Here is a 26,705-nt window from a genome sequence, read left to right as displayed (position 1 = left end):
CTCTCAGATCCTGCCGCCTTTTTTCAGCGACGCTCTCTCAGATCCTGCCGCCTTTTCAGCGACGCTCTCTCAGATCTCGGTGCGGTGGAAGTTCAGGTAGCTGCGGCTGGCGGTGGGACCGCGCTGGCCCTGGTAGCGGTTGCCGTACTCACCGGAGCCGTAGGGGAATTCGGCGGCGGAGCTGAGCTTGAAGAAGCACAGCTGGCCGATCTTCATGCCGGGCCACAGCTTGATGGGCAGCGTGGCCATGTTGGAAAGCTCCAGCGTGACGTGTCCGGAGAACCCGGGATCGATGAACCCTGCGGTGGAGTGCGTCAGCAGCCCCAGCCGGCCCAGCGAGGACTTTCCTTCGAGCCGTGCCGCTATGTCGTCCGGCAAGGTGACGGTTTCGTAGGTGGAGCCCAGCACAAACTCGCCCGGGTGGAGGATGAACGGCTCTCCGCGGTCCACTTCCACGAGGCGCGTCAGCTCAGGCTGGTCCTCGGCGGGGTCGATGTGCGCGTACTTGTGGTTGTCGAACAACCGGAAGAACCGGTCGATCCGGACGTCCACGGAGGACGGCTGGACCATCACCGGGTCATACGGATCCAGGACAATCCGTTGGGAATCAATTTCGGCACGAATATCGCGGTCAGAGATCAGCACACTCAAAAATACCGCACCATTGCCGAGCCCGTTGTCCGGGGTTACTGTTACTGCTGATAAGGAACGTCATCTCCGATACAGGATGAGTCTGATGTTGCGGCTGTGACGGTTGCACTCCCCACTGATGGAGGCGGCACCGACGGATCTGGGGTTGGCTTGAGGAAGATTTCGGCACGGACACTGGCAGCCATGATCTGCGCACTGGCGCTCATACCGCCTGCGGCCGGCCAGCTGGGGGGACCTTCCTCAAGCCCGGAACCCGATGTGTCCTCCGTGGCGGCCCGGCAGGCGCAGAGCGTTGCCCTCGGCCCGCCGTCGTTCGTGTACGACGGCGGCACGGGCACTGCGGATGACGCGCCGGGGCGGCGCCTCATCCCCGCCGTGGACCCGGACATCACGGCAGTGGACCCGGGCGGCACAACTGCCGCTTTGGCCGATACCTCAGGAACGACCGACGCAGGCGGCGGCGTCGGCGCACTCTCCACCGACACTCAGCCTCTGTCATCAACGGACTCCCCGCCCGAGCCGGCGTCCATTCCCCCGTTGTCCGCAACCGACGCCGATCTCGCGGCCCTCACCCCGGCCGGGCCGCAGACCCAGCCTGCACCCACGACAGGCACCGAAGCCCTCCGGACCGAATCACTGACCACGCAGGCCCTGGTCCGGGACGACGCGTCGTCCCAGATCCTGGCGGTGTTCAACGCCATCAACAGCTACCGCGCTTCGTTCGGACTGCCCGCCGTGAAGTACCACGCCACAGTGGCCGCCATGGCCCAGGAGTGGTCCGACAGCATCGCGTCCAGGGAAGTGATCGAGCACCGCTCCAGCTTCTGGACCGATTCGCGGGCCCTCAGCCCCACCAACGGCGCCGGCGAGGTCATTGCCGTCCGCTGGGACCGCGACGCAGCACAGCTTGTGGAGTGGTGGAAGGGCTCGCCCGCCCACAACGCAATCCTGAAGGACCCGCGCTTCAACGTGATGGGGATCGGGATCACCTTCACGGACGGCAACTGGCAGACCACGCCCAACCGCTACACCATGTGGGGCGTGGTGGACTTCTTCGGATACGGCACGCTGCCTGCGGGAACCACCAGCAGCCCGGGCGGCAGCACGGCGATGCCCCCACCGCCCGCCAGCGTGTGCGATCCGATGGTGCGGCACATGCCGCCGACGGCGGACCTGGCGGCAGCCGCCATCAAGGGTCCCGGTGACCTCGTCTCGGTGAACGCATCCGGCGAACTCATCAACCGTCCGTCCCTGGGGAACCGGCAATACGGCGCGCAACAGGTCATCGGGACCGGATTCGGCTCCGCCAAGGAACTCTTTGTCACGGACTGGGACCGGGACGGCGTCTTTGACGTCATGGCCCAGTGGACTGATGGAAGGGTCACGCTGCACGCAGGCTCGGCGGGCGGCGGGTTCCTTCCAAGCGTGACATTGGGCAAGTCCGGGTGGGCCGGAATGACCTTGGCGGTGGGGGCGTGGTGCGCCAACAACCGGCTCCCGCAGCTGGTGGCGCTGGACAGCTCCGGGAACCTCTGGTTGTACCCGAACCGCGGGAAAGCGGACCTGGTGGAGCGGAGCCTGATGGCGTCAGGCGTGTCAGCGAACCGGCTGGCAATGGTGGATTACGACGGCGACGGCTTCCAGGACCTGTTGGCCCGGCAGTCGGACGGGTACGTCCGCCTCTTCCGCGGCTCGGGCGCGCCGGTACCGCGAACCGAAGCCCGGGCGGTGGTGGCCAGCGGATGGTCGGACGTTACAGCCATCCGTCCGCTGCGGGATGTCACGGGCCTGAACTCAACGGGGCTGGCCCTTCGACGAGCCGGCGATGTAGTGCAGTATTGGGACCTCAGCACGGGAAGCCTGGCGTCGCCGTCGTCCACCCCCGGAACGTGGGCGGGACAGCGCCTCGCGCAATAGCGGCCTCGCCCTGCGCGCGGGTTACGGCTCCACGGGCCGGGCTTCGAGGACTTCCTTAAGGCGTTCCAACTGCGCGACTTCAGACTTCATGGTCCGTTGGATCATGAAGTCCATCAGCCCGGCCAGGCCCTTGGGTCGCGACTCCAGGGCGAACCTGACCCGGGTCTTTGTTCCCTCGGTGCTCAGGTAGTAGCCGCCGTGCGGGCGGGCCGGCCCGGCGACCACTTGGAACTGGATCTCGGCGCCCGGCCGGAGCTGGGTGATCTGGAAGTCGGCGGCAATGGGGCGGCCCGCGGGGCCGGCGAGGGTCTGCTGGTAGACCGCGCCGCACGCGCCCACCGCACCTGAACGCAATTCAATGGTCCGGATCCCTTCCCGCCATGAGGGAAGGTTCAGCCCGTCCTGCAGGAAGTGGTACACGGTCATGGCATCGCGTTCCACGACGACCTCGTACTCTGCAAATGCCACGGGGATCCCTTGATTGTCGGACAGCTTTCTTGCGTAGCCCGTTCCCCTGATACTGCAGCTAACCCCAACAGGATAGTCAGCCTGGACGGCTCCGGAGCGGCCGCGGCCGTGCCTTAACCGAACAGTTATCGAAAGGACCAAAGCGTTATCGAAAGGGTGCTGCCGCCTGGCGGTCGTGTCCCTGTTCTGGGAGTGCGCGCGGCTGGGGTAAAGTAAATCCGGTTGACGCAACCGGGACTTGGCCGAGGTATGTGGCTGGTCCCTCTGCGGCTGTAGCTCAATGGTAGAGCGCTAGCTTCCCAAGCTTGATACGCGGGTTCGATTCCCGTCAGCCGCTCCAATCCTTCCGCCGGGCATTAGGCGGCTACCTGTATCGTCAGAAGTCAGGAACCCCTTCGGTTCCGCTACAGGAGCAATCATGGCTGGCAAGTCCCCGCGTCAAGCAGCATCCGCGAAATCCGGCAAATCCATCAAGGAAAAACGTGCCGACAAGAGGGCCGCGGCAGCGCCGCCGAGCTCCCTCGACAAGGCAACCGCCACCAAGGCAGCGAGCCCCAAAAAGAAGTGACCGGTTCCGCGAACCACCTCAGCCTCGGAGTCCTCGCCAGCACGCGCAAACCTGACGAACGCCGGCTCCCGCTCCACCCCCTTCACCTGGACCGCATCGCACCCGAGCTGCGGCGGAACATCATCCTCGAACAGGGCTACGGTGAACGGTTCGGCGTTTCGGACACCCATCTGGCCTCCCTCGTGGGACGGATTGCCACCCGCGGCGAGATCATTGCCGACGCCGACGTCGTCCTGCTGCCCAAGCCGCAGCCGGAGGACCTGGCGGAACTCCGCGACGGCCAGGTCCTCTGGGGTTGGCCGCACTGCGTCCAGGACCGCGCCATCACCCAGCTGGCCATCGACAAGAAGCTCACGCTGATCGCCTTCGAGGCCATGAACCACTGGGCGGGTGACGGCGGCTTCGGCCTCCATGTCTTCCACAAGAACAACGAACTGGCCGGCTATTGCTCGGTCATCCATGCCCTGGCTCTCACCGGCTCCACGGGCGTCTACGGCCGGCGGCTCTCCGCCGTCGTCATCGGTTTCGGGGCCACGGCCCGCGGCGCCGTCACGGCGCTTAACGCCCACGGAATCCACGACGTCCAGGTACTGACGAACCGCGGCGTGGCCGCCGTCGGCTCGCCCATCCACTCGGTGCGGATCGCCCAGTTCGACCATGACGACCAGGCGCCGTTCCTCAGCCAGGTCATCACGGAGCGCGGCAGGGTTCCGCTGGCGCCGTTCCTGGCCGAGAGCGACATTGTGGTCAACTGCACACTGCAGGACCCCAACGCTCCGCTAACGTACCTGCGTGAGGAGGACCTCAGCGCGTTCCGTCCCGGCAGCCTGATCGTGGACGTCTCCTGCGACGAGGGAATGGGCTTCAGCTGGGCGAAAACCACCACGTTCGCCGAACCCATGCTCACCGTGGGCGACCACATCGACTACTACGCCGTGGACCACAGTCCCTCCTACCTGTGGAACTCCTCCAGCTGGGAGATCAGCGAGGCGCTGCTCCCCTTCCTGGAAACCGTCATCTCCGGCCCCGAGGCCTGGGCCGGAAACGAGACGATCGCCCGCGCCATAGAAATCCGCGACGGAGAGATCCTCAACAAGGACGTGCTGCAGTTCCAGCAGCGGCAGGCGGAGTACCCGCACGCCCCTCTGGACGCGTAGCAGCCGGCCGGGGCGCAGGCCCTGAGGGCCTGCGCCCCGGCTTCTTTGCCTTCCGGCTGACTATCCTGACGAGGTGGCGCCGGTCCTTGAGGTTCACTTTGAGGGTCAGCTCACCGCGCCGGGCCAGTACGACGGCGACAGTCACCGCTGCCAGGACCGGCACCCCGCCGGAAACCAGGATGGCGGTGTGCGGGTCCACGTGCTCGGCAATCCAGCCCATCATGGGGCCGCCGATGGCCTGCCCGCCGATCAGCACCATGATGTAGAGGCTCATAACGCGTCCCCGGATTCCCATGTTGGAACTGATCTGCACCAGCTGGTTGGCCGCGGTGAGGAACATCAGGCACCAGAAGCCGGAGAGCACCATGGCGGCGCCGAACCACACCATGGACGGCGCCAGGGCCGCGAGGCAGAGCATCAGGCCGTACATTCCGGCGCCCAGCACCACCGACCGCAGCCGCAGCTGCCGGCGGCGGGTGGAGGTAACCGCCCCGGCGAGCGCGCCCAGCGCCACCAGTGCGTTCAGCAGGCCGTAGCCTCCGGCGCCGGCGTCGTACACGTGGTCCGCGAAGGCGGCCAGCAGTACCGGCAGGCTCATGGCGAAAACGGCGATGAACCCTGCCATCAGCCACGGCCAGTAGATGGTGGGCTTGCTCAGCGCGTAGTGCAGCCCCTCCCGGAGCATGCCCTTGCGCTTCGGCGCAGGCGCGGTGATGAACAACTGGTCCTTGCGCAGGAGCAGCAGCATAGCCACGGTGGAACAGCATGCCACGGCATTGGCCGCGAAGGCCCAGCCGGCACCTACCGCGGTGAGCAGGAGCCCTGCTAGTGCGGGGCCGATCAGGCCGCCCAGCTGGAAGGTCGTGGAGTTCACGCTGATTGCGTTGCGCAGGTACGTGGGGCCCACGAGTTCGTTGACGAAGACCTGCCGAGCCGGCTGGTCCAGCACGGTGACCAGCCCCAGGACCAGTGCGATCGCGTAGACGTGCCACACCTCGATGCCCTGGCTCAGCGCCAGGATGGCAAGGGCGGCGGCAAGGACTGCGGCAACCGACTGGCAGAGGATGAGGATCTTACGCTTGGGGAACCTGTCCGCCATCATCCCGCCCCACGGCCCCAGCACCAGCGACGGCATGAACTGCAGCGCCACGGTGATGCCGACCGCCGTGACGGAGCCGGAAAGCTGCAGCACCAGCCAGTCCTGCGCGATCCGTTGCATCCAGAGCGCAATCACCGCGATGAAGTGTCCGATGGCAAAAATGCGGAAGTTGGGGACGCGGAGGGAGATGAAGGTGTGGCGCCAGGGCAGACGTTCGCTGACGACGGCGATCGGCTGGGTGACGTCCTGCGGGCGCGGTGACGGGGCCTGCGGTGCGGTCTGGGGTGGCGGGGATGCGGCGGAATCGATGACGGGCTGGCTGACGGTTGCCGTGGAAGGCGGAGGGGGTGCCACAGGGAATCCTCAAAGATGCGGGCGGGCGGGATACGTCCACGCTATGGTGGCCCCAAGAGATTATGGAAGCGTATTGTTCCTATAACTAACATTGCGAACCGCAATAGTGCTTCGCCAGCCCGCAGGAGTGCCATGTTTGAACCCGCCCAGCTCCGCTCCTTTTTGGCGGTCGCCGAGACCCTCAGCTTCACCAAGGCGGCGGAGCGGCTGGGGCTGGCCCAGCCCACGGTCAGCCAGCATGTGCGCAAGCTGGAAGCCGCGGCCAAACGGGTCCTGATTGCCCGGGATACCAGGGACGTGCGGCTGACGGACAACGGCGATGCCATGGCCGGCTTCGCGCGGACCATCCTTGCGGCCCACGATGCGGCGTCCCGCTATTTCTCCGGGTCCGCGATGCGCGGCCGGCTCCGCTTCGGGACCGCGGACGACCTCGCGATCACCGGGCTCCCCCGCATCCTCCGTGAGTTCCGCCAGATCTATCCCCAGATCAACCTGGAACTCACCGTGGGCCAGAGCGATCAGCTCTACCGGAAACTGAACGCCGGGCAGCTCGACCTGGTCTTCGTGAAATGGGTGGCCGGCGCCAAGGACGGCACGGTGGTCCAGCACGATGCCTTCGCGTGGGTGGGCCTGGAACAGACGGTGCTGGAGCCCGGGGACCCCGTACCGCTGATCGCCTACCCGTCGCCCAGCCTCAGCAGGAAGCTCGCCATAGACTCCCTCGAATCCCGGGGCCGAACCTGGCGCATCACGTGCACCACCCGGCAGATCAGCGGCGTCCTGGCTGCTGTACGGGCAGGAATCGGAGTCGCCGTGATGCCGTCCTCGCTCGTACCGGACGACCTGAAGATCATCACCCGCCGCTTTGACCTGCCGCCCGTGGGAGACGTCGACTTCACGCTGATCCGGAACCCGCTGGCGAATGCCGAGGTAATCGAGGCGCTCACCCAGGCGATTGTGGGGCGAACGATTAAGCGCTCCGCCTAGGCGTTTTTACCTGCCTGGGGGTGAGGCCACCCGAGCTGACTAAGTAAGTAGGTAGTCGGCCCCGCGCAAGTGGTAATTCCACGTAAGTGATTGAAGTTATTACGTGCGTAAATTATGCTGAATTCTGTTAAAGGTTAAGCAGAAGCCGCTGACAACGATTCGATGACGAACCGTGTCCGCCCACGTTGCCTTGGGGGGAGCCTGACGGACAAAGTTCGGGATAGGCATGCTATGACGCCAACCACGAACCACCCGCATCTTTCAGTCTCAAATCCAGTCCACTCACTCAAAACGGTACGCCCGTTGGGCATGGGGACGCACCACAACACGCCGGTGCACCACGAAACAAGCGCACACGCTGACCTGGTTCAGCGCGAACCACATCCCGCCGCCGCCCTGGTGGACACCGAGTTTGTAGGCAGCCCCTACTGCGAACGCTGCGGGACGGATGAATTCATCTACCTGGAGACGTTTGTCCCGGCAAAGTTCCGGCACGACGGCACGCTCCGGAAGCCGGGTGAAGTCACATACTTCTGCACGGGATGCGAAGAATTTTCGGCACACTCTGTGCCGGCCTCGTGGGTGCCGCCCGGCTGGTATCTGGGCTAGCAACGGCTCCTGCCGTTCACCTGCACAGCTTCACGTCAGCAAACGTAAATCGCCGCCGGCAGGCACCCGAGGGTGCCTGCCGGCGGCGACTTTTTTCTGGCTGGACCCCGCCCGGACGGGGCGGCCCCGAGCCCCTTAGACGAGCCCCTTAGATCAGGCTGTCCGAGAGGTGGTTGGGCGTTCCGAACCGGTGCGCGGTGATGCTGACAGCCTGCTCGTGCAGGAACGGGAGCAATTCCACGCGGCCGGCTTCGGTGACCGGGTGGGCGTAGATGGCCAGGTCCGGCCGTCCGCCGGTGGCTTCAGCCAGCGCCTTCGCGTCGCCGCCGAGGAGCCGGATCCGGCCGCCGGACAGTTTTCCGGCGTCGGCGAGCCTCGCTGCGGAGGCCAGCCATGCGGCGTCGTCCTCCACCGTGACGGTGATGTCCAGCGCAGTGAGCGCCGCCAGCACCGGGGCGGGGAGTTCGACGGCGGTGGAAACCGTCAGTGCCGAATCTGCCAGGACACCGGCGGCTACTGTCCTGATCAGGGCCGCGAGCGGTTCGCCTTCGGAGAGGCGGACCGTTACCGGCAGGGAGCGGTAGCGGAAGATGTTCCGCTCCGCGCTGAGTCCTGAGACATCCTTGGCGGTGCCGAACTCATCGGCCCAGGCAAGGGCGTCCGAGGCCAGGGCACGCTCCAGGGCTTCTACGGCGGAAGCGTCCAGGGAGCCCTTCGCAGCACCCAACACGCGGCGGACGCCGGGGTTGGTCACGGCCGCCTTGGGGCTTCCATCAGCGCCGCCCGCCGTGCTGGCTTTGCTGACCCAGTCGCCGAGTCCGGCAAGGTAGTTGGGTCCGCCGGCCTTGGTACCGGCGCCGACGGCCGACTTCTTCCAGCCGCCGAACGGCTGCCGCTGAACGATGGCCCCGGTGATGCCGCGGTTCACGTAGAGGTTGCCGGCCTGGATGCTGTCCAGCCAGAGTCCCACTTCCTCGGTGCTCAGCGAGTGCAGGCCGGCGGTCAGGCCGTACTCCACCTGGTTCTGGATGGCGATGGCGTCTTCGAGGGTCTCCGCCGTCATGACGCCGAGCACCGGACCGAAGAACTCGGTGAGGTGGAAGTAGGATCCGCGGCGCACGCCGTAACGGACGCCCGGGCTCCAAAGCCTGCCGGTCTCGTCGAGCTTGCGCGGCTCAACGGCCCAGTTTTCGCCTTCGCCAAGGGTGGTGAGGGCATTCAGGAGCTTGCCGTTGGCGGGCTCGATGATCGGACCCATCTGGCTGGCGGGGTCCTCGGGGTAGCCAACCTTGAGTGAGGTGACGGCGTCGATCAGCTGGTTGTGGAACCGCTTGGAGGTGGCCACGGAGCCCACCAGGATCACCAGCGAGGCGGCGGAGCACTTCTGCCCGGCGTGGCCGAAGGCGGAGTAGGCCACGTCCTTGGCCGCAAGGTCCAGGTCTGCGCTGGGCGTGACGATGATGGCGTTCTTGCCGCTGGTCTCGGCCAGGAGCGGCAGGTCCTTGCGGAAGGAGCGGAACAGTTCGGCGGTCTCGTAGCCGCCGGTCAGGATCACGCGGTCTACGGCGGGGTGCGAGATCAGCTGCTGGCCGAGCTCACGTTCGCCCAACTGGACCATGGTGAGGACGTCGCGGGGCACGCCGGCTTCCCAGAGTGCTTCGATCATCACGGCACCGCTGCGCCGGGCCTGCTTGGCGGGCTTGATCACGACGGCGGAGCCGGCGGCGAGTGCCGCCAGGGTGGAGCCGGCGGGGATGGCCACCGGGAAGTTCCACGGCGGGGTCACAACCGTGAGGTTCGCGGGCACGAACGTGGCGCCGTCGACGTCGTCTAGCTTTCGGGCGGACTCCGCGTAGTAGTGGGCGAAGTCCACAGCCTCGCTGACCTCGGGATCACCCTGGTCGATGGTCTTGCCGGTTTCGCTGGCCATGACCTCGAGCAGGTCCGCGCGGCGCGCCTCCAGGATGTCGCCGGCGCGGTGCAGGACAGCGGCGCGCTCGGCGCCGCTGAGGGCGCCCCAGGCCTTGCCCTTTTCGACGGCGGTGGCGATCACCGTGTTGAGGGTTTCAGCGTCCGTGATGGTGGCCGCTTCTACGGACGCGTTGCCCAGCGTGGAGGACGGAACGCGCTCCAGGATGGCCCGGCCCCAGTCACGGTTGGCGGGCAGGGACGGGTCCGTGTCCGGAGTGTTTTCGAAGGAGTCATGCGGCATCGGCTCGGCCGGGAGGCTGCGGTTCTGCCGGCGGTTGGGGCCGGGGACTTCGTCGTCGAGCTCTGCCAGTGAGGCAAGGAAGCGCTGCTTCTCACGCTCAAAGAGCACTTCGTTTTCGGAAAGTTCGAAGACGGCGGACATGAAGTTGTCCTGGCTGGCGCCTTCTTCGAGCCGGCGGATCAGGTAGGCGATCGCGACGTCGAACTCGGCCGGGTGCACCACGGGCGTGTAGAGGAGCAGCGAGCCGACGTCCTTCTTGACGGCTTCGGCCTGGCCCTGCGCCATGCCCAGCAGCATCTCGAATTCAATGCCGGACTCCACACCGCGCTGCTTGGCGAGCAGCCACGCGAAGGCGATGTCGAAGAGGTTGTGGCCTGCGACGCCGATCCGGATGTTCTTGATCCGGTCCGGGTGCAGCGAGTAGTTGATGACGCGCTTGTAGTTGGTGTCCGAGTCCTGCTTGCTGCCCCAAGTCGCCAGCGGCCAGTCGTGCAGGGAAGATTCGACCTGTTCCATGGGCAGGTTGGCGCCCTTGACCACGCGGACCTTGATGGCGGCACCGCCGTTGGCGCGGCGTTCGGCAGCCCAGTCCTGCAGGCGGATCATGGCAGCGAGGGCGTCCGGGAGGTAGGCCTGGAGCACGATGCCGGCCTCGAGGTCCTTGAATTCGGGCTTGTCCAGGATCCGGGTGAACACCGCGATGGTCATGTCCAGGTCCTTGTACTCCTCCATGTCCAGGTTGATGAACTTGGCCTTCTGCCCCCCGGAGGCGAAGGAAGCGGCGCGGGTGAACAGGGGAGTGAGCTTCTCCACGACGTGCTCCACGGCCTCGTCGAAGGCCCAGGCGGAATGCGGTGCAACGGTGGAGGACACCTTGATGGACACGTAGTCCACGTCGGGGCGGGCCAGGAGGGTGTGGGTGCCCTCGAGCCGGCGGGAGGCCTCGTGCTCACCGAGGACGGCTTCGCCGAGGAGGTTGACGTTGAGCTTGATGCCGTCCTTGCGGATCTTGGCGATGGCCGGGCCAAGCTTGGCGTCCGTGGCATCGACGATGAGGTGGCCCACCATTTCGCGGAGCACCTTCCGGGCCACCGGGATGACGACCTGCGGCAGGACCGGGGCCATGGTGCCGCCGAGGCGGACGGCGCTGCGCATGTACCAGGGCAGGAACGCGGGAACCTTCGGGGCGAGGGCTGCCAGGTTGCGGGCGGCGACATGCAGGTCTTCCGGGCGGACCACGCCGTCAACGAAGCCGACCGTAAAGTCGAGCCCGTTGGGGTCCTTCAGCACACCGGCGAGCTGTTCAGCGGAGGCGTCCACGGGAACCTTGGCGGCCTCCGTCAACCAGTGGCGCACCAGACCGATGGCTTCCCCGGCCAAAGCCTGGGCCTCGGGTACGTGGGAACCGCCCGCAGGGGCCGATTCGGTGACCGTCTTTCCGGCGAGGACACCGGGCTCCGTTGAAATATGGGTCATGGCTAACACTCGTTCTTTCCGTTGGTGAGGACCTTCTTTCCACCAGTATGAGCCTGCCGTAACTTAAGATAAAGCGACGTTTTCTGAGCAATACAGGTTAGAAAATCCGATGATTCCGCACCCCGTCCGAACGTTCGGAAACCACCCCGACGCTCTCTCACTTCCGGCCCCCTTTTTGACGGACGCTCTCTCACTTCCGGCCCCCTTCTGACGGACGCTCTCTCACTTCCTGCCCCCCCTTTCTGACGGACGCTCTCTCACTTCCGGCCCCCTTTTTGACGGACGCTCTCTCACTTCCTGCCCCCTTTCTGACGGACGCTCTCTCACTTCCTGCCGGAAACGACGAACCCCCTCCCACCGGGGTGAGAGAGGGTTCGTCGATATGGCACCGGATCTGAGAGAGCGTCCGGTTGTTTATGGCAGGAAGTGAGAGAGCGTTGGGTGGCTACGCCAGGGGGCGGTGCATCTCAACGGCCTCTTCGTGCCGCGGACTGTCCGGGTTCATTAGTGAGTGCTTGCGGCCGTACCCGAAGTAGATGATCAGCCCGACCACCAGCCAGATGCCGAAGCGTGCCCAGGTTTCCCAGTGCAGCTGGAACATCAGGAAGGCCGAGGCCAGCACACCGAATGCGGGAACCAGGGGCATGAAGGGCAGCCGGAAGGCGCGCGGAGCGTCCGGCTTCTTGTAGCGGAAGACGATCACGGAGAAACAGACCACCACGAAGGCGGCCAGGATGCCGATATTTGTCAGGTCCGCGACGGCCTTGATCGGGAAGACGCCTGCCAGCAGGGCCGAAGCAACACCGGCTATCCAGGTGACGCGCTGCGGGGTGCCGTGATGGTCGGTCTTGGAGAACCAGCCCGGGAGAAGGCCGTCGCGGCTCATGGAGAACCACACGCGGGTGACGCCGAGGAGGAAGGTGAGCATCACGGTGAGGATGGACAGCACCGCGAACACGGAAATGATGGTGGCAATGACCGGCAGGCCGACGCCGGTGAACGCGGAGGCGAATCCGGCCTTCGGATCGATGTCCTTGTAGTTCTGCATGCCGGTGAGGACCAGCGTGGCCGCCACGTAGAGCAGCATGGCGATGATGAGCGAGAGGATGATCGCCTTCGGCATGTGCTTCTTGCCGTCGGTGGCTTCCTCCGCCGCCGTACTCATGGCGTCGTAGCCGAAGACAGCGAAGAACACGGTGGCCGAACCAGCCAGCACCGGGCCGAAGCCGCTTGGCATGAACGGGTTGTAATTGTTCGTGTCGATATAGAAGATGCCCAGGCCAATGATGAACAGGATCAGGACAACCTTGATGGCCACCGCCACCAGCTCAAACCGGCCGAACGCCCGGGTGCCGCGCGACAGGATCCAGGTCACGATGAGGCAGACGACGATTGCCGGGATGTTGACGATTCCGCCCTTGCCTTCGTCCGGGGTGGATGTCATCCAGACGGGCATGTGGACGCCGATGCCGGAGAGGAACGCATCAAAGTAGCCGGAAATACCAATGGCCACGACGGCCACAATCGCAATGTACTCAAGGAGGAGGTCCCAGCCGATGAACCAGCCGATCACTTCACCAAGGGCCACATAGCCGTAGGTGTAGGCCGAGCCCGCCCGCGGAATCATGCCGGCAAATTCCGCGTAGGACAATGCGGCGGCCGCAGAGGCCAGGCCAGCAATCAGGAAGGAAAAGAGCACCGCCGGCCCCACGCCCGGCTCGCTTTCGCTGCCGTGGGCTACGAGGCCCGCCAGGGAAAAGATTCCGACGCCGATGATGCCGCCGACGCCGATGGCCGTCAACTGCCACAGACCCAGGCTTTTCATCAACCCGCTGTGTTTATTTTCTTCTTCGATGTCGTCAATCGGCTTACGCCGCATGATCGACTGGGCTAAATCTTTTGTACTCATCAGGGACTCCTGCTTCGATGTGGACCCATCAATCCGCCCTGTGATGGGGGTAACTCAGTCTGTTTAGTATGCAAGCCCAATTGCATTAGATAAAGTGAATTCTCCTAATTAATATTCATTAGATTTAGCGAAGGAACAGCGATGCTCGACGTCCGGCGGTTGAGGCTGCTTCGTGAACTCAAGATCCGTGGAACCCTGGCCGAGGTGGCAGACGCCCTCCAGTACAGTCCCTCGTCGGTTTCGCAGCAGCTGGCCCTGCTGGAGAAGGAGGCCGGGGTGCAGCTGCTGCGCAAGACCGGGCGCCGGGTCCAGCTGACACCGCAAGCCGAAGTCCTGGTGGCGCACACTGCCCACCTGCTTGAAACGCTGGAACAGGCCGAGGCCGATCTGGCGGCCAGCCTGACCACCGTTTCCGGAACTGTCCGGATAGCTGTCTTCCAGTCCGCCGCCCTTGCACTGATGCCGGGCATGCTGACCCGGATGGCGGCAACTTATCCTGAAGTCAGGATCGAGATGGTCCAGCGGGAGCCGGAAACGGCGTTGCACGAAACATGGGCCCGGGACTTTGACCTGGTCATCGCCGAGCAGTACCCCGGCCACGCCGCCCCGCGCTACGCGGAACTGGACCGCCTCCGGCTGACCGGGGACGCCATCCGGCTGGCCGTACCCGGAACGGACAAGGGCCTGCCGGCCGTCCGCTCGCTCGAAGACACCGCGGACCTTGCCTGGGTGATGGAACCCCGGGGTGCGGCGTCCCGGCACTGGGCTGAACAGGCCTGCCGCAGCGCGGGTTTCGAGCCTGACGTCCGGTACGAAACGGCGGACCTTCAGGCGCAGATCCGGCTGATCGAGTCCGGCAACGCCGTGGGCCTGATGCCCGACCTTGTCTGGACCGGCAGGGAAACGTCGGCCCAGCTGCTGCTGCTGCCAGGCAACCCGCACCGCACCGTCTTCACGTCCGTGCGGAGGTCCAGCGCCAAGCGGCCCGCCATCCTCGCCGCCCGCGAGGTGCTGGCCGTAACAGCCGACTCGATTGCCCCCGCCGGTCCGGTCCCGCCGGAGGCCAAGTCCGCGTGATCTCCGGGGAAATCAGTTTCGCATGGACCCTGCAGTGGCGGCCGGAAGTTCCCTACGTCACAGCGCGGAAGGGCACCGGGCGTTAGACTGGGCACGTTATGAATCGCACAATGTTTAAGTCCAAAATCCACCGGGCCACTGTCACGCATGCCGATCTGCACTACGTGGGGTCCGTCACCGTTGACCTGGACCTGCTGGAGGCTGCGGACATTCTTCCCGGAGAACTCGTGGCGATCGTTGACGTCACCAACGGCGCCCGGCTGGAGACGTACACCATCGCCGGAGAGCGCGGTTCCGGGGTTATCGGCATCAACGGCGCGGCTGCGCACCTGATGCACGAGAATGACATCGTCATCCTGATCACCTATGCAGAGATGACCACCGAAGAGGCCAAGGCCTACACGCCCAAGGTGGTCCATGTGGACAAGGACAACAAGATTGTCCAGATCGGCAACGACCCCGCTGAGGGGCACACCCGCGGCCTCATGCGGCCGCCGTTTGCCCTCAACAACTCCGCCCTGAACTAGGCAGCCTCCGCCTGAACAGCCTCCGTCCGGATACCGAGATCCTGCCCACACTCCGGCCGCAGGCTGAATAAATCTGATTAGGCTGGGAGGGTGAACGCCAAACCCCGCCCGCCCGGCCTGCCAGGGAAACCGCCAGGGACGTCCGGGTGCTAGGCGTTCTCGCGGGCTTCTTCGTGGTGTGGTCCATCATCCTGGTGGGCATGTTCGTGGGCCGCCGGGAGGTGCTGGGAGAAAACGCCCGCTCCGTGCTCAGCGCGCTGACTTTCTTTGTGGCGAGCCCGGCGCTCCTGTTCGAGACCCTCAGCAAGGCCAAGCTCCACGATGTCTTTGCCGCTCCCCTGCTGGTGACCGCCGCCGGCGCGATGGTCACGGCCGCAGTCTTCTTCGTGATCGTCCGGTTCCTGCTGAAACGGACCGTTCCCGAATCGCTGATGTCCTCCATGAGCGCGTCCCTGGCGAACTCCGCAAACCTGGGTATTCCCATTGCCGTATATGTCCTCGGCGACGCAAGCTACGTGGCGCCGCTGCTGATCTTCCAGCTGGCCTTCTTTACCCCGCTCTTCCTGATGGCCCTGGACGCCACCACCAGCTCACACCGCACCACTCCAGCCGGTTTTGCCCTCATGATCCTCAAGAACCCGATGATCGTGGGCTCCGCACTGGGCCTGGTGGTGGCGGGAACGGGACGGCGGGTGCCGGAGCTGGTCATGCAGCCCATCCACCTGATCGGCGGGGCGGCCATCCCCGCCATGCTGATCGCCTTCGGCATGAGCCTGAACGGATCCCGGCCGCTGCAGGCAGCTACCGGCCGCCGCATCGACGTGCTTCTGGCCAGCGCATTCAAACTCGTCATCCACCCCGCCATCGCCTATCTGGTGGCGCGGCTGATCGGCATGGAGGGGCAGGCCCTCTTTGCCGTCGTCGTGACGTCCGCGCTGCCCACCGCGCAGAACGTTTTCGTCGCGGCCAGCCGTTACCGGACAGGAATCACCGTCGCCAAGGACACCGTCCTGATCACCACGGTGGTGGCCGTGCCGGCCATGATCTGCGTGGCCCTGCTCCTCACCTAGGCCTCCACTCCGGCCAACACCCTAGTTCTTCTGGTGCTGGTCCAGGATCCGCGCGCAGCGGATGAAACCCAGGTGGGAGTAGGCCTGTGGATGGTTGCCCAGATGGGTTTCGGTGCCGGGATCGTATTCTTCGGGCAGCAGTCCGGTGGGGCCGAACAGGTTGACCAGCTGGTCGAACAGGTCCCAGGCCTCCTCGATCCGGCCCACCGCGACGTAGGCCTCGATGAGCCACGTGGTGCAGATGTGGAAGCCGCCCTCCAAACCCGGCAGGCCGTCGTCGTACCTGTACCGGAAAACGGTGGGTCCCACCCGAAGCTCCCGTTCCACTGCGGTGACGGTGTCCAGGAACCGCTGGTCATTCACATCCAGCAGGCCGGACAGGCCGATATGCAGCACGGCGGCGTCGAGGTCGGGGCTGTCGTACGCAACGGTGTAGGACGACGCGCCGTCATCCCAGCCTTCGCGGAGGACTTCCTCGCGGATGGTTGCGGCGGTGGGCGCCCAGTCGGGTTCCGGCGCCCTGCCGTGCCTGGCCGCGGTGCGCAGCGCCCGGTCCAGGGTCACCCAGCACATCACTTTCGTGTAGACGTGGTGCCGGGGGGCGCGGCGCGCTTCCCAGATCCCGTGATCGGCCTCGTGCCAGCGGGCCATGACGGCGGAGGCCATTTGGACCATCAGCTCCCAGTGCGAATCCTCCAGCGTGCCCTCGCGCTCACTCACTGCGCTGATCAGTTCCGCGATGGGCCCGAACACGTCCAGCTGCACCTGGTGGTCCGCGGCGTTGCCGATCCTGACGGGGCGTGATCCCGCGTATCCGGGGAGGCTTTCGATGATGGCCTCGGTGGACAGCGGAGCCCCCGTGACCGAGTAGAGCGGGTGCAGCCATTCCGGTCCGGGTGCGTTGTCCAGGATCCGGCCCAGCCAGCGCAGGAACCCATGCGCTTCCGTGGTGGAGCCCAGGTCCACGAGCGCATTGACGGTCATGGATCCGTCCCGCAGCCAGCAGTAGCGGTAGTCCCAGTTCCGGGTGCCGCCGATTCCCTCCGGCAGTGAGGTGGTGGGGGCGGCCAGGACGGCGCCGGTGGGTTCGTGCACCAGCGCGCGGAGCACCAGGGCGGATCGTCGCACCAGCGACGGCTTGACGCCCGGGAGGTCCAGGTCCTGGACCCATCGCCGGGAGTGATGGGCGACGGCGGCGCGGCGCTCAGTTTCGCCGCCCACCCCGGTGTGGGTGGGCTCGGTATCGCCGCAGCGCAGGTTGAGCACCACGGGGCCGTTCCGCAGGTTGACGTCCGCGGTGGCGGTGGCATGGCGGCCGTCCGAGGTGATGGAAAAACTGACGCCGGGAGCCAGCAGGATGATGGGATCGGAGGTGCCCACCACGTGCAGTTCCTCGCCCCGCGCCTCCATGCTGAATGGGGCGTTGGCGTAGTCGGGCCGGGGTGCGAAGACGATCCGGGCCGCGCCGCTGCCGGACAGCACGCGGACCAGGCTGGTGATCCCGTCCGGGGCCGGCTCAAGGTAGTCGGTCACGGTGACGTCAGCCCAGCGGGTCTCCACGATCATGGTGCTGTCCACATAGCGCTGGCCCAGGACCTGGGATGCCTTGACCGGTTCCACCGAGAAGTGGCCCGCGGCGTCGCCGCCCAGGATATGGGCGAACAGGGACCCCGAGTCCGGCAGCGGGTGGCTCATCCAGCAGACTTTGGCTTCGGGCGTGATCAGCGCCGTGGAAGAGCCGTTGCCGATCATCGAGTGGCGCTCCAGGCCAACGGCGTCCTCCCCGAAAAGCCAGGCACGCCGCAGTTCGAACAGGATGGCCAGGACCCGCGCGAAGGATTCGGGGTCCCGGAGGCGGTGGGCGGCCGCGGTGGGTCCCTCCCCCACTTTGATGCCCATATCCGGGCCGCGCAGGGTGGCCATGGCCAGTTCGTCGCTTGAGGCGTCGCCGGCATAGAGGGCGGCGCTTACGCCCAGGCGGGCGCGCAGGTGCTCCAGCGCATCGGCCTTGGACGGTTCCACCACGGATAGGTCCAGCACGGAGCCGTCCACAATGTAGAACAGGCCATGGGCGCGGGCCACTTCTTCGGCCTTCTCCAGCACCTTGGCAACAATCGCGGGCGAGGCCGGCCGGGTGTGTACGGACACCGCCACCGGCTTGCGCTCGATGCTGATCCCCTTGTACGCGCCGATCGTTTCCACGAGGGCCTGGCTGGCCCGCTGCAGCACCGACTCGGTGGCCAGGGACAGGCCGTGGGCGAAGCCCATGTCGAATTCGGCGCCGTGGGAGCCAACCAGGTGAACCTCCGCCGGAAGCCTGGAAACTGCCGCCAGGTCCCGCAGCGACCTGCCGGAGATGACGGCCGCGTGGGTGTTGGGCAGGGCGGCAAGGGCCCGGAGTGCGATCGCGGCGCTGCCCAGCGGCAGGGTTTCGGTGGAGATCCCCTCCGCGTCGCAAAGCGTGCCGCCGTAGTTGCAGGCCACGAGCAGCCCGGGAGCGCGGGCAAGGATCTTGAGTTCAGCGAGCAGGTTTGGCGTGAGTCCGTCGTCGGCTGCATCGGACTGAACAAAGGCACGGAGCAGGCCGAGCGGCAGGGAGCGTGTCAGGAGGGCGGAATCGGCCACGGACTGGTTGAGCGGAGTAGGCACAGGCGACGTCCTTCGGATAATCCCCAATGATGAGAAAAGTCCGGCGAGGGACATACCCCCAGTCTCCGATGCCGTCGTTACACCAGAATATCCCTGTCATTGCAGGAATGTAACGTATGCGCGGCCCGGGTTTGCCGAGGCTCCGTGCACCCATTTTCCGAGCCGGCGACGGGCCCCTAAGCCCGCGCCCGTTTCAGCACAACCACAGTGGCGTCATCCGAAACGTCGCGGCCCGACGCCAGCTCCAGGACGGCGTCGCAGGCAGCCTGCGCGCTGGCGGGCCCGGAGACGGTGCCGGCCACGACGGCCGTGAGAACCTCGACGTCGGGGTAGACGTCCAGCAGGCCATCGCTGACAACAGCCAGGCAATCGCCGGGCTCCAGCGAAACCTGATGCGCATCCCACTCCTGGTCCGGCCACGCCCCCACCGGCGGCCCGCCAGTGAGCAGCCGTGAGCAGCTTCCGTCTGCCTTGATGTGCAGCGCCAGGCCGTGGCCGGCGTCCAGGTACTGCAGGATGCCGGTGGCCGCGTCGAGCCTGGCGTGGAAGAGCGTGACGAAGGACGCGGACTGTTCGAGGTCGGCTTCCAGGATCCTGCCAGCCGAGTTGAAGGCCTCACTGAGCGGCCTCCGGTGGGCCACGGAACGCATGACGGCGCGGACTGTGGCGGCAATCAGCGCGGCGCCCATGCCTTTGCCCATCGCATCGGCCAGCGTCAGTTGCAGCCCGCCGTCGCTGGGATACCAATCGAAAAAGTCGCCGCCCACATTGCGGGAGGGCCGGAAGGATCCGGCGATGTCGAACCCGTCGAGGGACAACCCCTCCGCCGGCAGGAGGCTGCGCTGGACTTCGACGGCGCGGCGCAATTCGTCCTGGGCTGCGGCCTCGTGGACGGCACTGGCGCGCGGCCTGCGGAACAGGGCGGTGATCCGGGACCCGAGCTCGCGGGGGCTGAAAGGCTTGGTGAGGTAGTCGTCCGCGCCGGTGTCGAGCCCGGTAAGGCGGTCCAGTTCCTCGCCGCGGGCTGTGATCATCAGGATGTAGGCATCGGAAAACTTGCGCAGTTCGCGGCAGACCTGAACGCCGTCGATGTCCGGCAGGTTGAGGTCCAGCGTCACCAGTTCGGCGCCCTCGCGCTGCATCAGCTCGACTCCGGCCCGCCCGGTTGATACGGCGGCCACCTGGAAGCCCTGCTTGGTCAGAATGTGGACCAGCAGGCCGCGGATGTCGTCATCGTCCTCAATGACCAGGGCACGGCGTACGTCCGGCTCATGAGTCATGCCCTTATTAGACTCTGTGCAGGCTGGTGTTGTCACATCGGCCTCAGCCGACTCTTCCTGTCACACGGGTGCCGCGCCGCTTCACGGTCCGGTGCCGCGACGGCACCGGACCGCAACTGCCGGATTTAGCGCGCCAGGAACGTCACCATGGTGAAGCCCCCGGGCGCTACCGTCACGCGCCCCGATCGCGTGCCGGCGTCGTTCTTCGCGCCTGCGACCGGCTGACCGGAAGAATCATACTGGCGCTGGACCATGGTGCATCCGTCCGGAATGTCCACCTCCTTCACGGTTGTGGACCTGCCGCGCTCACATAGAGGGTGGAATCGCCGCCGGCCCCGGAAACCGACACCGTGGAGATCTGCGGCTGCAGGAGCAGTGCGTCCAGCGCAACATTTCCATTGGTGGTGCCGACGACGGCGGTCAGCCCGGCGGACAGCGCGCGCTTGAGGGAGTAGGGGAAGAGGATGCCCGGGGAATCCGTGATGCCCTGCTCCCCTGCCCCGCCGTTTTCCGTGGTGCCCAGCGGCCCCTTGGCGGACGTCCAGGCGCTGCTGCCGGACGGGCCCCCGATTCACGATGGGGTAGATGTTATGGGGCTGGTCGGAGGCCGGGAGCGGAATGTCCAGGGAGGCCCCGGCCTTCAGGTCCACGTAGGCGCCGCCGGAGAGGTTTGCCTCACCGGTCCAGGCGGAGGACGGCCTGACCACGGTTCCCTCGCCGGTGATGGTGCCCGCCGGCGCCGCGGCGACGTAGCGGCGGCGCTAGTCCACCCGGGTGCGGATGGCGCCGACCTCGGATTCAGGCTTTGCCGCCCCGCCTGCAGGTTGCGACACGGCGTCCTCCCGGGCATGGGCGGGAAGGTGCGAGTGGCGGTATTCCTCGGGGCGGATCACACCCGCCGCGCGGTCCTCGGATTCCAGCACCCTCGCGTAGGGCAGCGCCAGCCAGAGCGCCAGCACGATGCCGATGACGCCGCCGGCAAGCTTGCCGATAATGAGGGCAAAGACCATGTTCGGCTGGAAATTGGCACTGAACGCCAAGTGGTCGCCGAAAGTAAACGCCGCACACACTGCAAAGGCGATGGTCAGCACCTTGTCCCGCGGCGGCATCAGCGTGATGATACGGAAGAGAGCCAAGATATTGGCGGCGCCCGCGAGCAGGCCAGTCGCCCCTTCTTCGCTAAAACCGAGCTTCCCACCGGCCTTTTCCAGCGGTTTGGCAAGCCAGGTACGGATGGCATAGACCATGGGGAAGGCTCCTGCCAGCATCACTCCGATATAGCCGGCGACCTCAAGTGCGCGGAACTGGTCATCGGCGTCGGCAATAAAGGGCGCGAGCGGCCAGGGCCCGAAGACGTCGAACACGTGGGTGAAGTACTGCACCACGGACAGCGCCAGGGCCAACTTGATCAGGACGTCCAGAAGCCGGCCGAAGTAGATGAAACCGGTGACCATGATCCGGGAAGCGAACCGCAGCCCGAGCGCCAGCAGGATCACGAAGACCGTCAGAGGCAACAGGTTGAGCAGGATCTCGCCCAAAGGCAGGTCGAAGGGCATCGTCGAGGCGGAGCTGGTGGAGACGTCCTCCCGCAGCGGGGTATGGGCGGCATGGAGCAGCAACGTGATGATGAAGACGGCAAACGGGATCGCCAGCAGGCCCGCCATCACGCCGAGGGCCATGTACTTGTGGTCACGCTTTTGGAGCATCGCCAGGCCCACCGGGATGGAGAAGATGATCGTGGAGCCGGCGGTGAAACTAACCGCGAAAGCCATGATCCAGGCGCTGTGGCTGCCAGCAGTCTCGTGGGCAAGGTGGTAGCCGCCCATATCGCCGGCGATCAGCGTGGTTGCCGCCAACGAAGGGTCGGCGTGCAGCAAGGAGTACAGCGGTGCCACATAGCGGGCAACCAGGTCGCTGAGGATCGGGATGAAGCACATGATGCCCGCCACGGGCAGGAAGATGGGCCCGATCGAGTAGATGCCGTCTTTGAACTCCTTCCCGAAACCCTTGTCGTCATTGAAGATGGCACTGACCGCCCCGACGAGCAGGAACGCCATCATGATGTAGATGATTACTTGGCCGATGATTTCCATGGTTGGTCCGGTTCCGATTCGTTGATCAGGCCAGCAGGGCGCGGGTGTGGTCGTTGAGGAAGACGCCGTGGGGATCGAATTCCCGGCGCACGGCCACGAACTCCTCATACCCCGGGTACAGCGCGGCGACCCGTTCGCGGGTCAGGAAGTGGATCTTGCCCCAGTGGGCCCGGGCATCGAAATCCTGGAGCATCTCGTCGACATCGCGCAGGTAGGGCCAGTAGTTGGTGCCGGGGGCACCGGAGACGGAGAGCACGGTGGTGTTCCTGCCCTGGAAGGGGGAAAGGTAACCCTCTTCCGCTTTCACCCACCGCACTTCGATGGGGTACTTCTGGTCCGCGTGGCGGGTACGGATCAGGTCCTGCAGGGCCTCCACAGCCTCCCGGCCGCGCTCCATGGGCACATAGTATTCCAGCTCGTGGAACGGGATCATGAAGCCGCCGGCGTAAATGCGGTAGGCCCTGTCCCGCCGGGCCCCTTCAGCACTGGAAAGATCGGTGCTTTCGTCGAGCTCAACGGCGTTGTAGCGCTTGGTGTAGCTGCGGTTGATCATGGATTCTCCCGCGGGAGTGGGCAGTTCATACAGCCCGGCTGATTCCTCGCCCTGGCACCAGAGGAAGGAATAGTGGCGGTTGCTGGCAATATCAGTATCCCAACTCGCCACCGTTTCACTCCACGTGGGGTACGTGATCTGCTCAGCCAAGTGGTAGCGCGGAGAGACCGCCAGCTCCACTTCCAGCAGGATTCCGAGCGTGCCCAGGGCCACCTGCGCGGCCTTAAGTTCGCGCAGGTCGTGTTCACCGATTTCCACAATCTCGCCGTGGCCGTTAATCAGCCGCGCCCAGCGCAGGGCGGAGGAGAAACTGCCCAGTTCGACGCCGGAGCCATGGGTACCGGTGGACAGTGCCCCGGCGATGGCCTGCTTATCGATGTCGCCCTGGTTGGTCAGGGAGAGCCCGGCATTCCAGAGCGGTTCGCCGAAGTCGCTGATGGCAGTGCCGGCCCGCGCCCGCGCCCGCAGTCGCTCGGAGTCGGTTCCGGTGATCCCCGAAATAGCGGCCAGGTCCAGCAGGATCCCGCCGGTCTGCACCAGCGGGGTGAAGGAATGCCCGGCACCAACGGCGCGAACGGGCAGGCCGGCCTTGATGGCATAGCGGACCACCTCGAGCACTTCCTCGTCGGTGCGGGGGCGGACGGTGTAGGCGGGCGTGGCTGACTGGTTGCCGCCCCAGTTGCTCCATTGGCGGTGGATTTCGTGCGGAACGGCGGGGAACACGGTGGTCAGGGTCTTGGTGGGCATGGCGGGTCCTTGGTTTGTCAACGAAAGCTGCGGTGTGCGAAATGCACAAGAAAAGGCGCGGGCGTCGAGCGCCTAGGCGCCGTGGTTGGTCATGACGTGCTTGGTCCGGCTGAAATCGTCCAGGGCGTAGAGCGAGAGATCACGGCCGTAACCCGAACCCTTGAAGCCGCCCCACGGCACCTCGTTGGCGAGTACCAGGTGCGAGTTGACCCAGACAGTGCCGAAATCCAGCTTCCGGGGAATCGCAGTGCTGCGTTTAGCGTCGTTTGTCCACACGGACGCGGCCAGGCCGTACTCGGTCTCGTTGGCCCGGCGGACGGCTTCTTCATCGGTCGCAAAGGTCTCCACCGTAACCACGGGCCCAAATATCTCGTTGCGAGTGGCCTCGGAGCCCTCGCGGGCATTGGTCAACACGGTGGGAGCGATAAAGTATCCGGGTCCCGGCAGCGGACCGCCGCCCACCGCCGCCTGGAGTCCTTCATCGGCGGCGCGTTCCAGGAAACCCTTCACTCGCTCGAAGTGGGCTTCAGACACCATCGGCCCGATCTCGACGTCGGCACCGGCACCAGGCTCGCCGACCACCAAGGTGCCGACTTCGCGGACGAGCTCTTCGGTCAGGGCCTCGGCGACGCTTTCGTGCACCAGAATCCGGCAGGCCGCGCCGCATTCCTGGCCGGAATTCCAGAAGCCGGCAGTCCGGATCCCCCGGGCAACCTCGGCGAGGTCCGCATCGGCGAACACCAGGACCGGGGCTTTGCCGCCAAGCTCAAGATGCACCCTCTTGCGCGAGGGTGCAGCCGCGGCGGCGACGGCGGAGCCGCTGCCAACGCTGCCGGTCAGCGCCACGAGTGCGATGTCGGGGTGGGCGGACAGCCGGGACCCCACAGGATCCCCATAACCCGTGACGATGTTGACAACGCCGGCCGGAACGATATCCGCGATGAGTTCGGCCAGCTTCAAAGTGGTCAACGGTGTTTGTTCCGAGGGCTTGAGCACCACGGTGTTGCCGGCGGCCAGGATGGGAGCGAGCTTCCAAGCCGCCATCAGGAGCGGATAATTCCACGGCGTGATGACACCGACGACGCCGAGGGGCTCGCGCAGGATGACGGAAGTATGCCCTGCGGCGTAGTCACCTGCGGCAAGGGAAGTCGTTGCCCTGCAGGCCCCCGCCATGAAACGGAAGCTGTCGACAGCGCTGCTGACATCGTCCTGTGCCACCGCCGGGGGCTTTCCGGTGTTGAGGGACTCCAGCCGCATAAGGTCCCCGGAGTTCGCCGCCAGGCGGTCCGCGACCAGGTGCAGCATTTCGGAGCGCTCGCGCGGTGTCATGGCCCCCCACGCAGGCTGCGCCGCCCGGGCGGCGGCCACGGCGCTGTCCACGTCGTCAGCGGTCCCGGCCGCCACCGCGGTAATGGCCTCTCCGGTAGCGGGGTTGACGACGTCGATGCTGCCGCCGCTGCCGCGGATAAAGCTGCCGTTGATGAAGTGGCCGGCGGGAGCCAGCGCATCATCGCGGTGGCCTGCCCTGCCGGCGCGGCGGACTTGGGGGAGGGTATGGGAAATTATCTGCGTCATCGCGGACTCCGGATTTCTCGGGTGCGTTGTTGCGACCGACGCTCAGACTGTGCGCCGCATCACATTCGGGGAAGATAATTCAATTGAAATTTAGTTTTAAATGTTTGACAAGAGTGCGAGAGGAAATTTCTATCGCGGGGCGGTCAGCCGTTCTTCAGGACTCCCACATGCCAAGGGATTCGTCCCGGCACTGTGGAAGACACCGGCACGTAGTCCTCGAACAGGGCCGCGAGCGCCGACGGGTCAGCGGCACTCAGGAGCGTCCCGGTGGAGTGCCGGGCGGTATTGGACGTGACCACACGCCCGCCATCGTTCACCATGACCACGGCGCGGTCCCTGGTGGCCACAGATTTCAAGAAAATCGACGCTAATACTGGCAGGAAAAGGTCCGCCCCCAGCGCACTCGGGCTCCCGTGCGCGGTCTGGAAGGGAACGGCCAGAGTCACGATGTTAAGGTCCGTGCCGCCGCTGTCGATGTAGGGCCCCATGGCCAGGGAGCGCCCGGTAGTGGTTGGCAGTCGGAACCAGCTCATCGCCGAATAGTCGTAGTAGCGGATGGAATCCGGGTTGAAAACGTGGGCAGCGAATTCGGGCTCACCGCCTTGCCCCAGGCGCCACCATTCCAGCCACGATGCAGCGTCGTGAAGGACATCTTGGCCGAAGGCTATTCCGGCGCCGTCCACCAATCCCTCGTGGCGGGCCATGATGGCCTGCAGTTGAGGACGTAGCGGCTCGAAATCGGCCTTTGCGGGGCGCCGATCCGGTGCAGCGTCGGCGACGCGCAGGATATCCGGAAGCAGGTTATTGAGGTCCGCAAAAACTGCATCCAGGCGCGCCCCGATGAGCTCGGCCGTCGCGCGGATGACCCGGGAGAGCTGTTCCGAGCTCATGCTTCCTCCGGCTTGGTAGTGGTTGCCAGTTCGAGGAAGAAGTCCAGCAACGTTTCAGATTCGCGCTCGAAGTGCGCGGCGGAGAGCCGGTCGGCCGCCTCCTCGTCGCGTCGTTCGATGGCGTCGAGTATTGCGTCGTGCTCTTCGCTGGCCGTCTTGATGGATGCCGTGGAGGCCCCGGCAATCCACATCAGGGCCGCCAGCTCGCTGTGGACCTGGATAGTGGCGTTCGTCAGCCGGCGCGACTGGGCTGCCACGCCCAAACTGATATGGAAACGACTGTCGGTTCGGCGCAGCTCCTCTGCTGTTGAGGCGCGTGCGAAACGGCTTGCAAGTTCGCGGGAACGCCGTAGATCCTGCTCGTCCGCTCGCAGTGCCGCCCGTCGGCCCACCCCCGCCGCTACTGTGGCGGCGAGATCGCCCAGGTCACGCAGATCCTCCGGGCTGCGGCGCTTGAATTCGGATACCAGCTGCTCCGGAGTTGCCAGCGCCTTTCCGCTAATGAAGCTGCCGCCGCCGCGCCCGCGGCGGGTTTCGACCAGGCCCTTCAACCGCATCTCGGCGAGGGACTGGCGCAACGTAATGGAGGATACGCCAAGCTGTTCGGCCAGGATATTTTCCGGTGGTAGCCTATCGCCGTCGTTGAGCAGGCCCACCGCAATAGCGCTCTCGAGCTGCCGCGAAATCCGGTCCGACAAGCCGGCGCCCGTGGCATCGACCCCGCGCAGCTGGGCGATCATGTCAATGGTCCCGACGTGGACCGCCGTGTCGACATCCGGGCTGTGTGCACTCACGCGGCAACATTAGCACCGCTCCGGTTTGCCGGACCGGGCATGC

General features: G+C 65.8%; 21 protein-coding genes and 1 tRNA gene. 9 read left to right on the top strand and 13 right to left on the bottom strand.

Annotated features, from left to right (window positions below; all coding sequences use genetic code 11):
• Positions 1-69: 69 nt before the first annotated feature.
• On the bottom strand, positions 70-645 hold the full coding sequence (gene dcd, locus JOE31_RS02895; RefSeq protein WP_043430109.1) for a dCTP deaminase: 576 nt from the start codon (positions 643-645) through the stop codon (positions 70-72).
• Between the two features lie 156 nt (positions 646-801).
• Between dcd and JOE31_RS02890 the strand changes: the two genes are divergently transcribed.
• On the top strand, positions 802-2,568 hold the full coding sequence (locus tag JOE31_RS02890) for a CAP domain-containing protein (protein ID WP_209742046.1): 1,767 nt from the start codon (positions 802-804) through the stop codon (positions 2,566-2,568).
• A 21-nt stretch (positions 2,569-2,589) separates the two neighbouring features.
• Here JOE31_RS02890 and JOE31_RS02885 read toward each other — a convergent pair whose 3' ends face one another.
• Positions 2,590-3,036: an SRPBCC family protein gene (locus tag JOE31_RS02885; RefSeq protein WP_209742045.1), complete on the bottom strand. Its 447-nt coding sequence runs from the start codon at positions 3,034-3,036 to the stop codon at positions 2,590-2,592.
• Positions 3,037-3,302: 266 nt separating this feature from the next.
• Between JOE31_RS02885 and JOE31_RS02880 the strand changes: the two genes are divergently transcribed.
• The 3 genes from JOE31_RS02880 (at position 3,303) to JOE31_RS02870 (ending at position 4,761) form a co-directional block, all read left to right on the top strand.
• Positions 3,303-3,376 (top strand) — tRNA-Gly (locus JOE31_RS02880).
• A gap of 78 nt (positions 3,377-3,454) precedes the next feature.
• Positions 3,455-3,604, top strand: coding sequence for a hypothetical protein (locus JOE31_RS02875; protein ID WP_209742044.1), 150 nt, complete (start codon positions 3,455-3,457; stop codon positions 3,602-3,604).
• A complete protein-coding gene (locus JOE31_RS02870) occupies positions 3,601-4,761 on the top strand; it encodes a N(5)-(carboxyethyl)ornithine synthase (RefSeq protein ID WP_209742043.1) in 1,161 nt (386 codons plus the stop codon). The genes JOE31_RS02875 and JOE31_RS02870 overlap by 4 nt, the downstream gene beginning before the upstream one ends.
• Here the strand turns inward: JOE31_RS02870 and JOE31_RS02865 are convergent.
• Positions 4,694-6,214: an MFS transporter gene (locus tag JOE31_RS02865; RefSeq protein WP_209742042.1), complete on the bottom strand. Its 1,521-nt coding sequence runs from the start codon at positions 6,212-6,214 to the stop codon at positions 4,694-4,696. The two genes, JOE31_RS02870 and JOE31_RS02865, sit on opposite strands and share 68 nt — an antisense overlap.
• A 132-nt stretch (positions 6,215-6,346) precedes the next feature.
• On the opposite strand from JOE31_RS02865, the gene JOE31_RS02860 reads away from it, so the two are divergent.
• Positions 6,347-7,201 carry a LysR substrate-binding domain-containing protein gene (locus JOE31_RS02860; RefSeq protein WP_209742041.1) on the top strand — a complete coding sequence of 285 codons (855 nt, stop codon included), beginning with the start codon at positions 6,347-6,349 and terminating at the stop codon, positions 7,199-7,201.
• Positions 7,202-7,534: 333 nt separating this feature from the next.
• Positions 7,535-7,810, top strand: coding sequence for a hypothetical protein (locus JOE31_RS02855; RefSeq protein ID WP_307864358.1), 276 nt, complete (start codon positions 7,535-7,537; stop codon positions 7,808-7,810).
• A gap of 148 nt (positions 7,811-7,958) precedes the next feature.
• Here JOE31_RS02855 and JOE31_RS02850 read toward each other — a convergent pair whose 3' ends face one another.
• Positions 7,959-11,498: a bifunctional proline dehydrogenase/L-glutamate gamma-semialdehyde dehydrogenase gene (locus JOE31_RS02850; RefSeq protein WP_209742039.1), complete on the bottom strand. Its 3,540-nt coding sequence runs from the start codon at positions 11,496-11,498 to the stop codon at positions 7,959-7,961.
• Positions 11,499-11,943: 445 nt separating this feature from the next.
• Positions 11,944-13,407: an amino acid permease gene (locus JOE31_RS02845; RefSeq protein WP_209742038.1), complete on the bottom strand. Its 1,464-nt coding sequence runs from the start codon at positions 13,405-13,407 to the stop codon at positions 11,944-11,946.
• Positions 13,408-13,548: 141 nt separating this feature from the next.
• Between JOE31_RS02845 and JOE31_RS02840 the strand changes: the two genes are divergently transcribed.
• The 3 genes from JOE31_RS02840 to JOE31_RS02830 all read left to right on the top strand — a co-directional run bounded on the left by JOE31_RS02840 (position 13,549) and on the right by JOE31_RS02830 (position 16,081).
• Positions 13,549-14,484 (top strand): LysR substrate-binding domain-containing protein, encoded by a 936-nt coding sequence (locus JOE31_RS02840; RefSeq protein WP_209742037.1) that lies wholly within the window; start codon positions 13,549-13,551, stop codon positions 14,482-14,484.
• A 98-nt stretch (positions 14,485-14,582) separates the two neighbouring features.
• Complete coding sequence (gene panD, locus JOE31_RS02835) at positions 14,583-15,011, top strand: aspartate 1-decarboxylase (RefSeq protein WP_011693710.1); 429 nt, start codon at positions 14,583-14,585, stop codon at positions 15,009-15,011.
• Positions 15,012-15,157: 146 nt separating this feature from the next.
• Positions 15,158-16,081, top strand: a complete 924-nt coding sequence (locus JOE31_RS02830; protein WP_209742036.1) for an AEC family transporter — start codon at positions 15,158-15,160, stop codon at positions 16,079-16,081.
• Positions 16,082-16,102: 21 nt separating this feature from the next.
• Here JOE31_RS02830 and JOE31_RS02825 read toward each other — a convergent pair whose 3' ends face one another.
• From JOE31_RS02825 to JOE31_RS02790, 8 genes are all read right to left on the bottom strand, one after another.
• Positions 16,103-18,730, bottom strand: coding sequence for a trehalase-like domain-containing protein (locus JOE31_RS02825; RefSeq protein ID WP_209742035.1), 2,628 nt, complete (start codon positions 18,728-18,730; stop codon positions 16,103-16,105).
• A gap of 176 nt (positions 18,731-18,906) precedes the next feature.
• Complete coding sequence (locus tag JOE31_RS02820; protein WP_209742034.1) at positions 18,907-20,010, bottom strand: PP2C family protein-serine/threonine phosphatase; 1,104 nt, start codon at positions 20,008-20,010, stop codon at positions 18,907-18,909.
• A 125-nt stretch (positions 20,011-20,135) separates the two neighbouring features.
• Positions 20,136-20,297 carry a hypothetical protein gene (locus JOE31_RS02815; protein WP_209742033.1) on the bottom strand — a complete coding sequence of 54 codons (162 nt, stop codon included), beginning with the start codon at positions 20,295-20,297 and terminating at the stop codon, positions 20,136-20,138.
• A 474-nt stretch (positions 20,298-20,771) separates the two neighbouring features.
• Positions 20,772-22,103 (bottom strand): ethanolamine utilization protein EutH, encoded by a 1,332-nt coding sequence (locus tag JOE31_RS02810; protein WP_209742032.1) that lies wholly within the window; start codon positions 22,101-22,103, stop codon positions 20,772-20,774.
• 25 nt (positions 22,104-22,128) lie between these two features.
• Complete coding sequence (locus JOE31_RS02805; RefSeq protein ID WP_209742031.1) at positions 22,129-23,403, bottom strand: D-arabinono-1,4-lactone oxidase; 1,275 nt, start codon at positions 23,401-23,403, stop codon at positions 22,129-22,131.
• A 72-nt stretch (positions 23,404-23,475) separates the two neighbouring features.
• A complete protein-coding gene (locus JOE31_RS02800; protein WP_209742030.1) occupies positions 23,476-24,978 on the bottom strand; it encodes an aminobutyraldehyde dehydrogenase in 1,503 nt (500 codons plus the stop codon).
• 143 nt (positions 24,979-25,121) lie between these two features.
• Complete coding sequence (locus tag JOE31_RS02795) at positions 25,122-25,868, bottom strand: cache domain-containing protein (protein WP_209742029.1); 747 nt, start codon at positions 25,866-25,868, stop codon at positions 25,122-25,124.
• On the bottom strand, positions 25,865-26,662 hold the full coding sequence (locus JOE31_RS02790) for a FadR/GntR family transcriptional regulator (protein ID WP_209742028.1): 798 nt from the start codon (positions 26,660-26,662) through the stop codon (positions 25,865-25,867). Before JOE31_RS02790 ends, JOE31_RS02795 begins: the two co-directional genes overlap by 4 nt.
• Positions 26,663-26,705 lie beyond the last annotated feature (43 nt).

Origin of the sequence: Arthrobacter sp. PvP023, from assembly GCF_017832975.1 — a bacterium.
Taxonomy (GTDB): domain Bacteria; phylum Actinomycetota; class Actinomycetes; order Actinomycetales; family Micrococcaceae; genus Arthrobacter.
This window is presented reverse-complemented; position numbering and strand designations above follow the sequence as displayed.

Bases quoted from the DNA above. Each gene is read 5' to 3' on its own strand.
- panD (WP_011693710.1), top strand. From the start codon at position 14,583: ATGAATCGCACAATGTTTAAGTCCAAAATCCACCGGGCCACTGTCACG.
- JOE31_RS02810 (WP_209742032.1), bottom strand. From the start codon at position 22,103: ATGGAAATCATCGGCCAAGTAATCATCTACATCATGATGGCGTTCCTG.
- JOE31_RS02850 (WP_209742039.1), bottom strand. From the start codon at position 11,498: ATGACCCATATTTCAACGGAGCCCGGTGTCCTCGCCGGAAAGACGGTC.
- JOE31_RS02860 (WP_209742041.1), top strand. From the start codon at position 6,347: ATGTTTGAACCCGCCCAGCTCCGCTCCTTTTTGGCGGTCGCCGAGACC.
- JOE31_RS02800 (WP_209742030.1), bottom strand. From the start codon at position 24,978: ATGACGCAGATAATTTCCCATACCCTCCCCCAAGTCCGCCGCGCCGGC.
- JOE31_RS02875 (WP_209742044.1), top strand. From the start codon at position 3,455: ATGGCTGGCAAGTCCCCGCGTCAAGCAGCATCCGCGAAATCCGGCAAA.
- JOE31_RS02805 (WP_209742031.1), bottom strand. From the start codon at position 23,403: ATGCCCACCAAGACCCTGACCACCGTGTTCCCCGCCGTTCCGCACGAA.
- JOE31_RS02840 (WP_209742037.1), top strand. From the start codon at position 13,549: ATGCTCGACGTCCGGCGGTTGAGGCTGCTTCGTGAACTCAAGATCCGT.
- JOE31_RS02795 (WP_209742029.1), bottom strand. From the start codon at position 25,868: ATGAGCTCGGAACAGCTCTCCCGGGTCATCCGCGCGACGGCCGAGCTC.
- JOE31_RS02845 (WP_209742038.1), bottom strand. From the start codon at position 13,407: ATGAGTACAAAAGATTTAGCCCAGTCGATCATGCGGCGTAAGCCGATT.
- JOE31_RS02820 (WP_209742034.1), bottom strand. From the start codon at position 20,010: ATGACTCATGAGCCGGACGTACGCCGTGCCCTGGTCATTGAGGACGAT.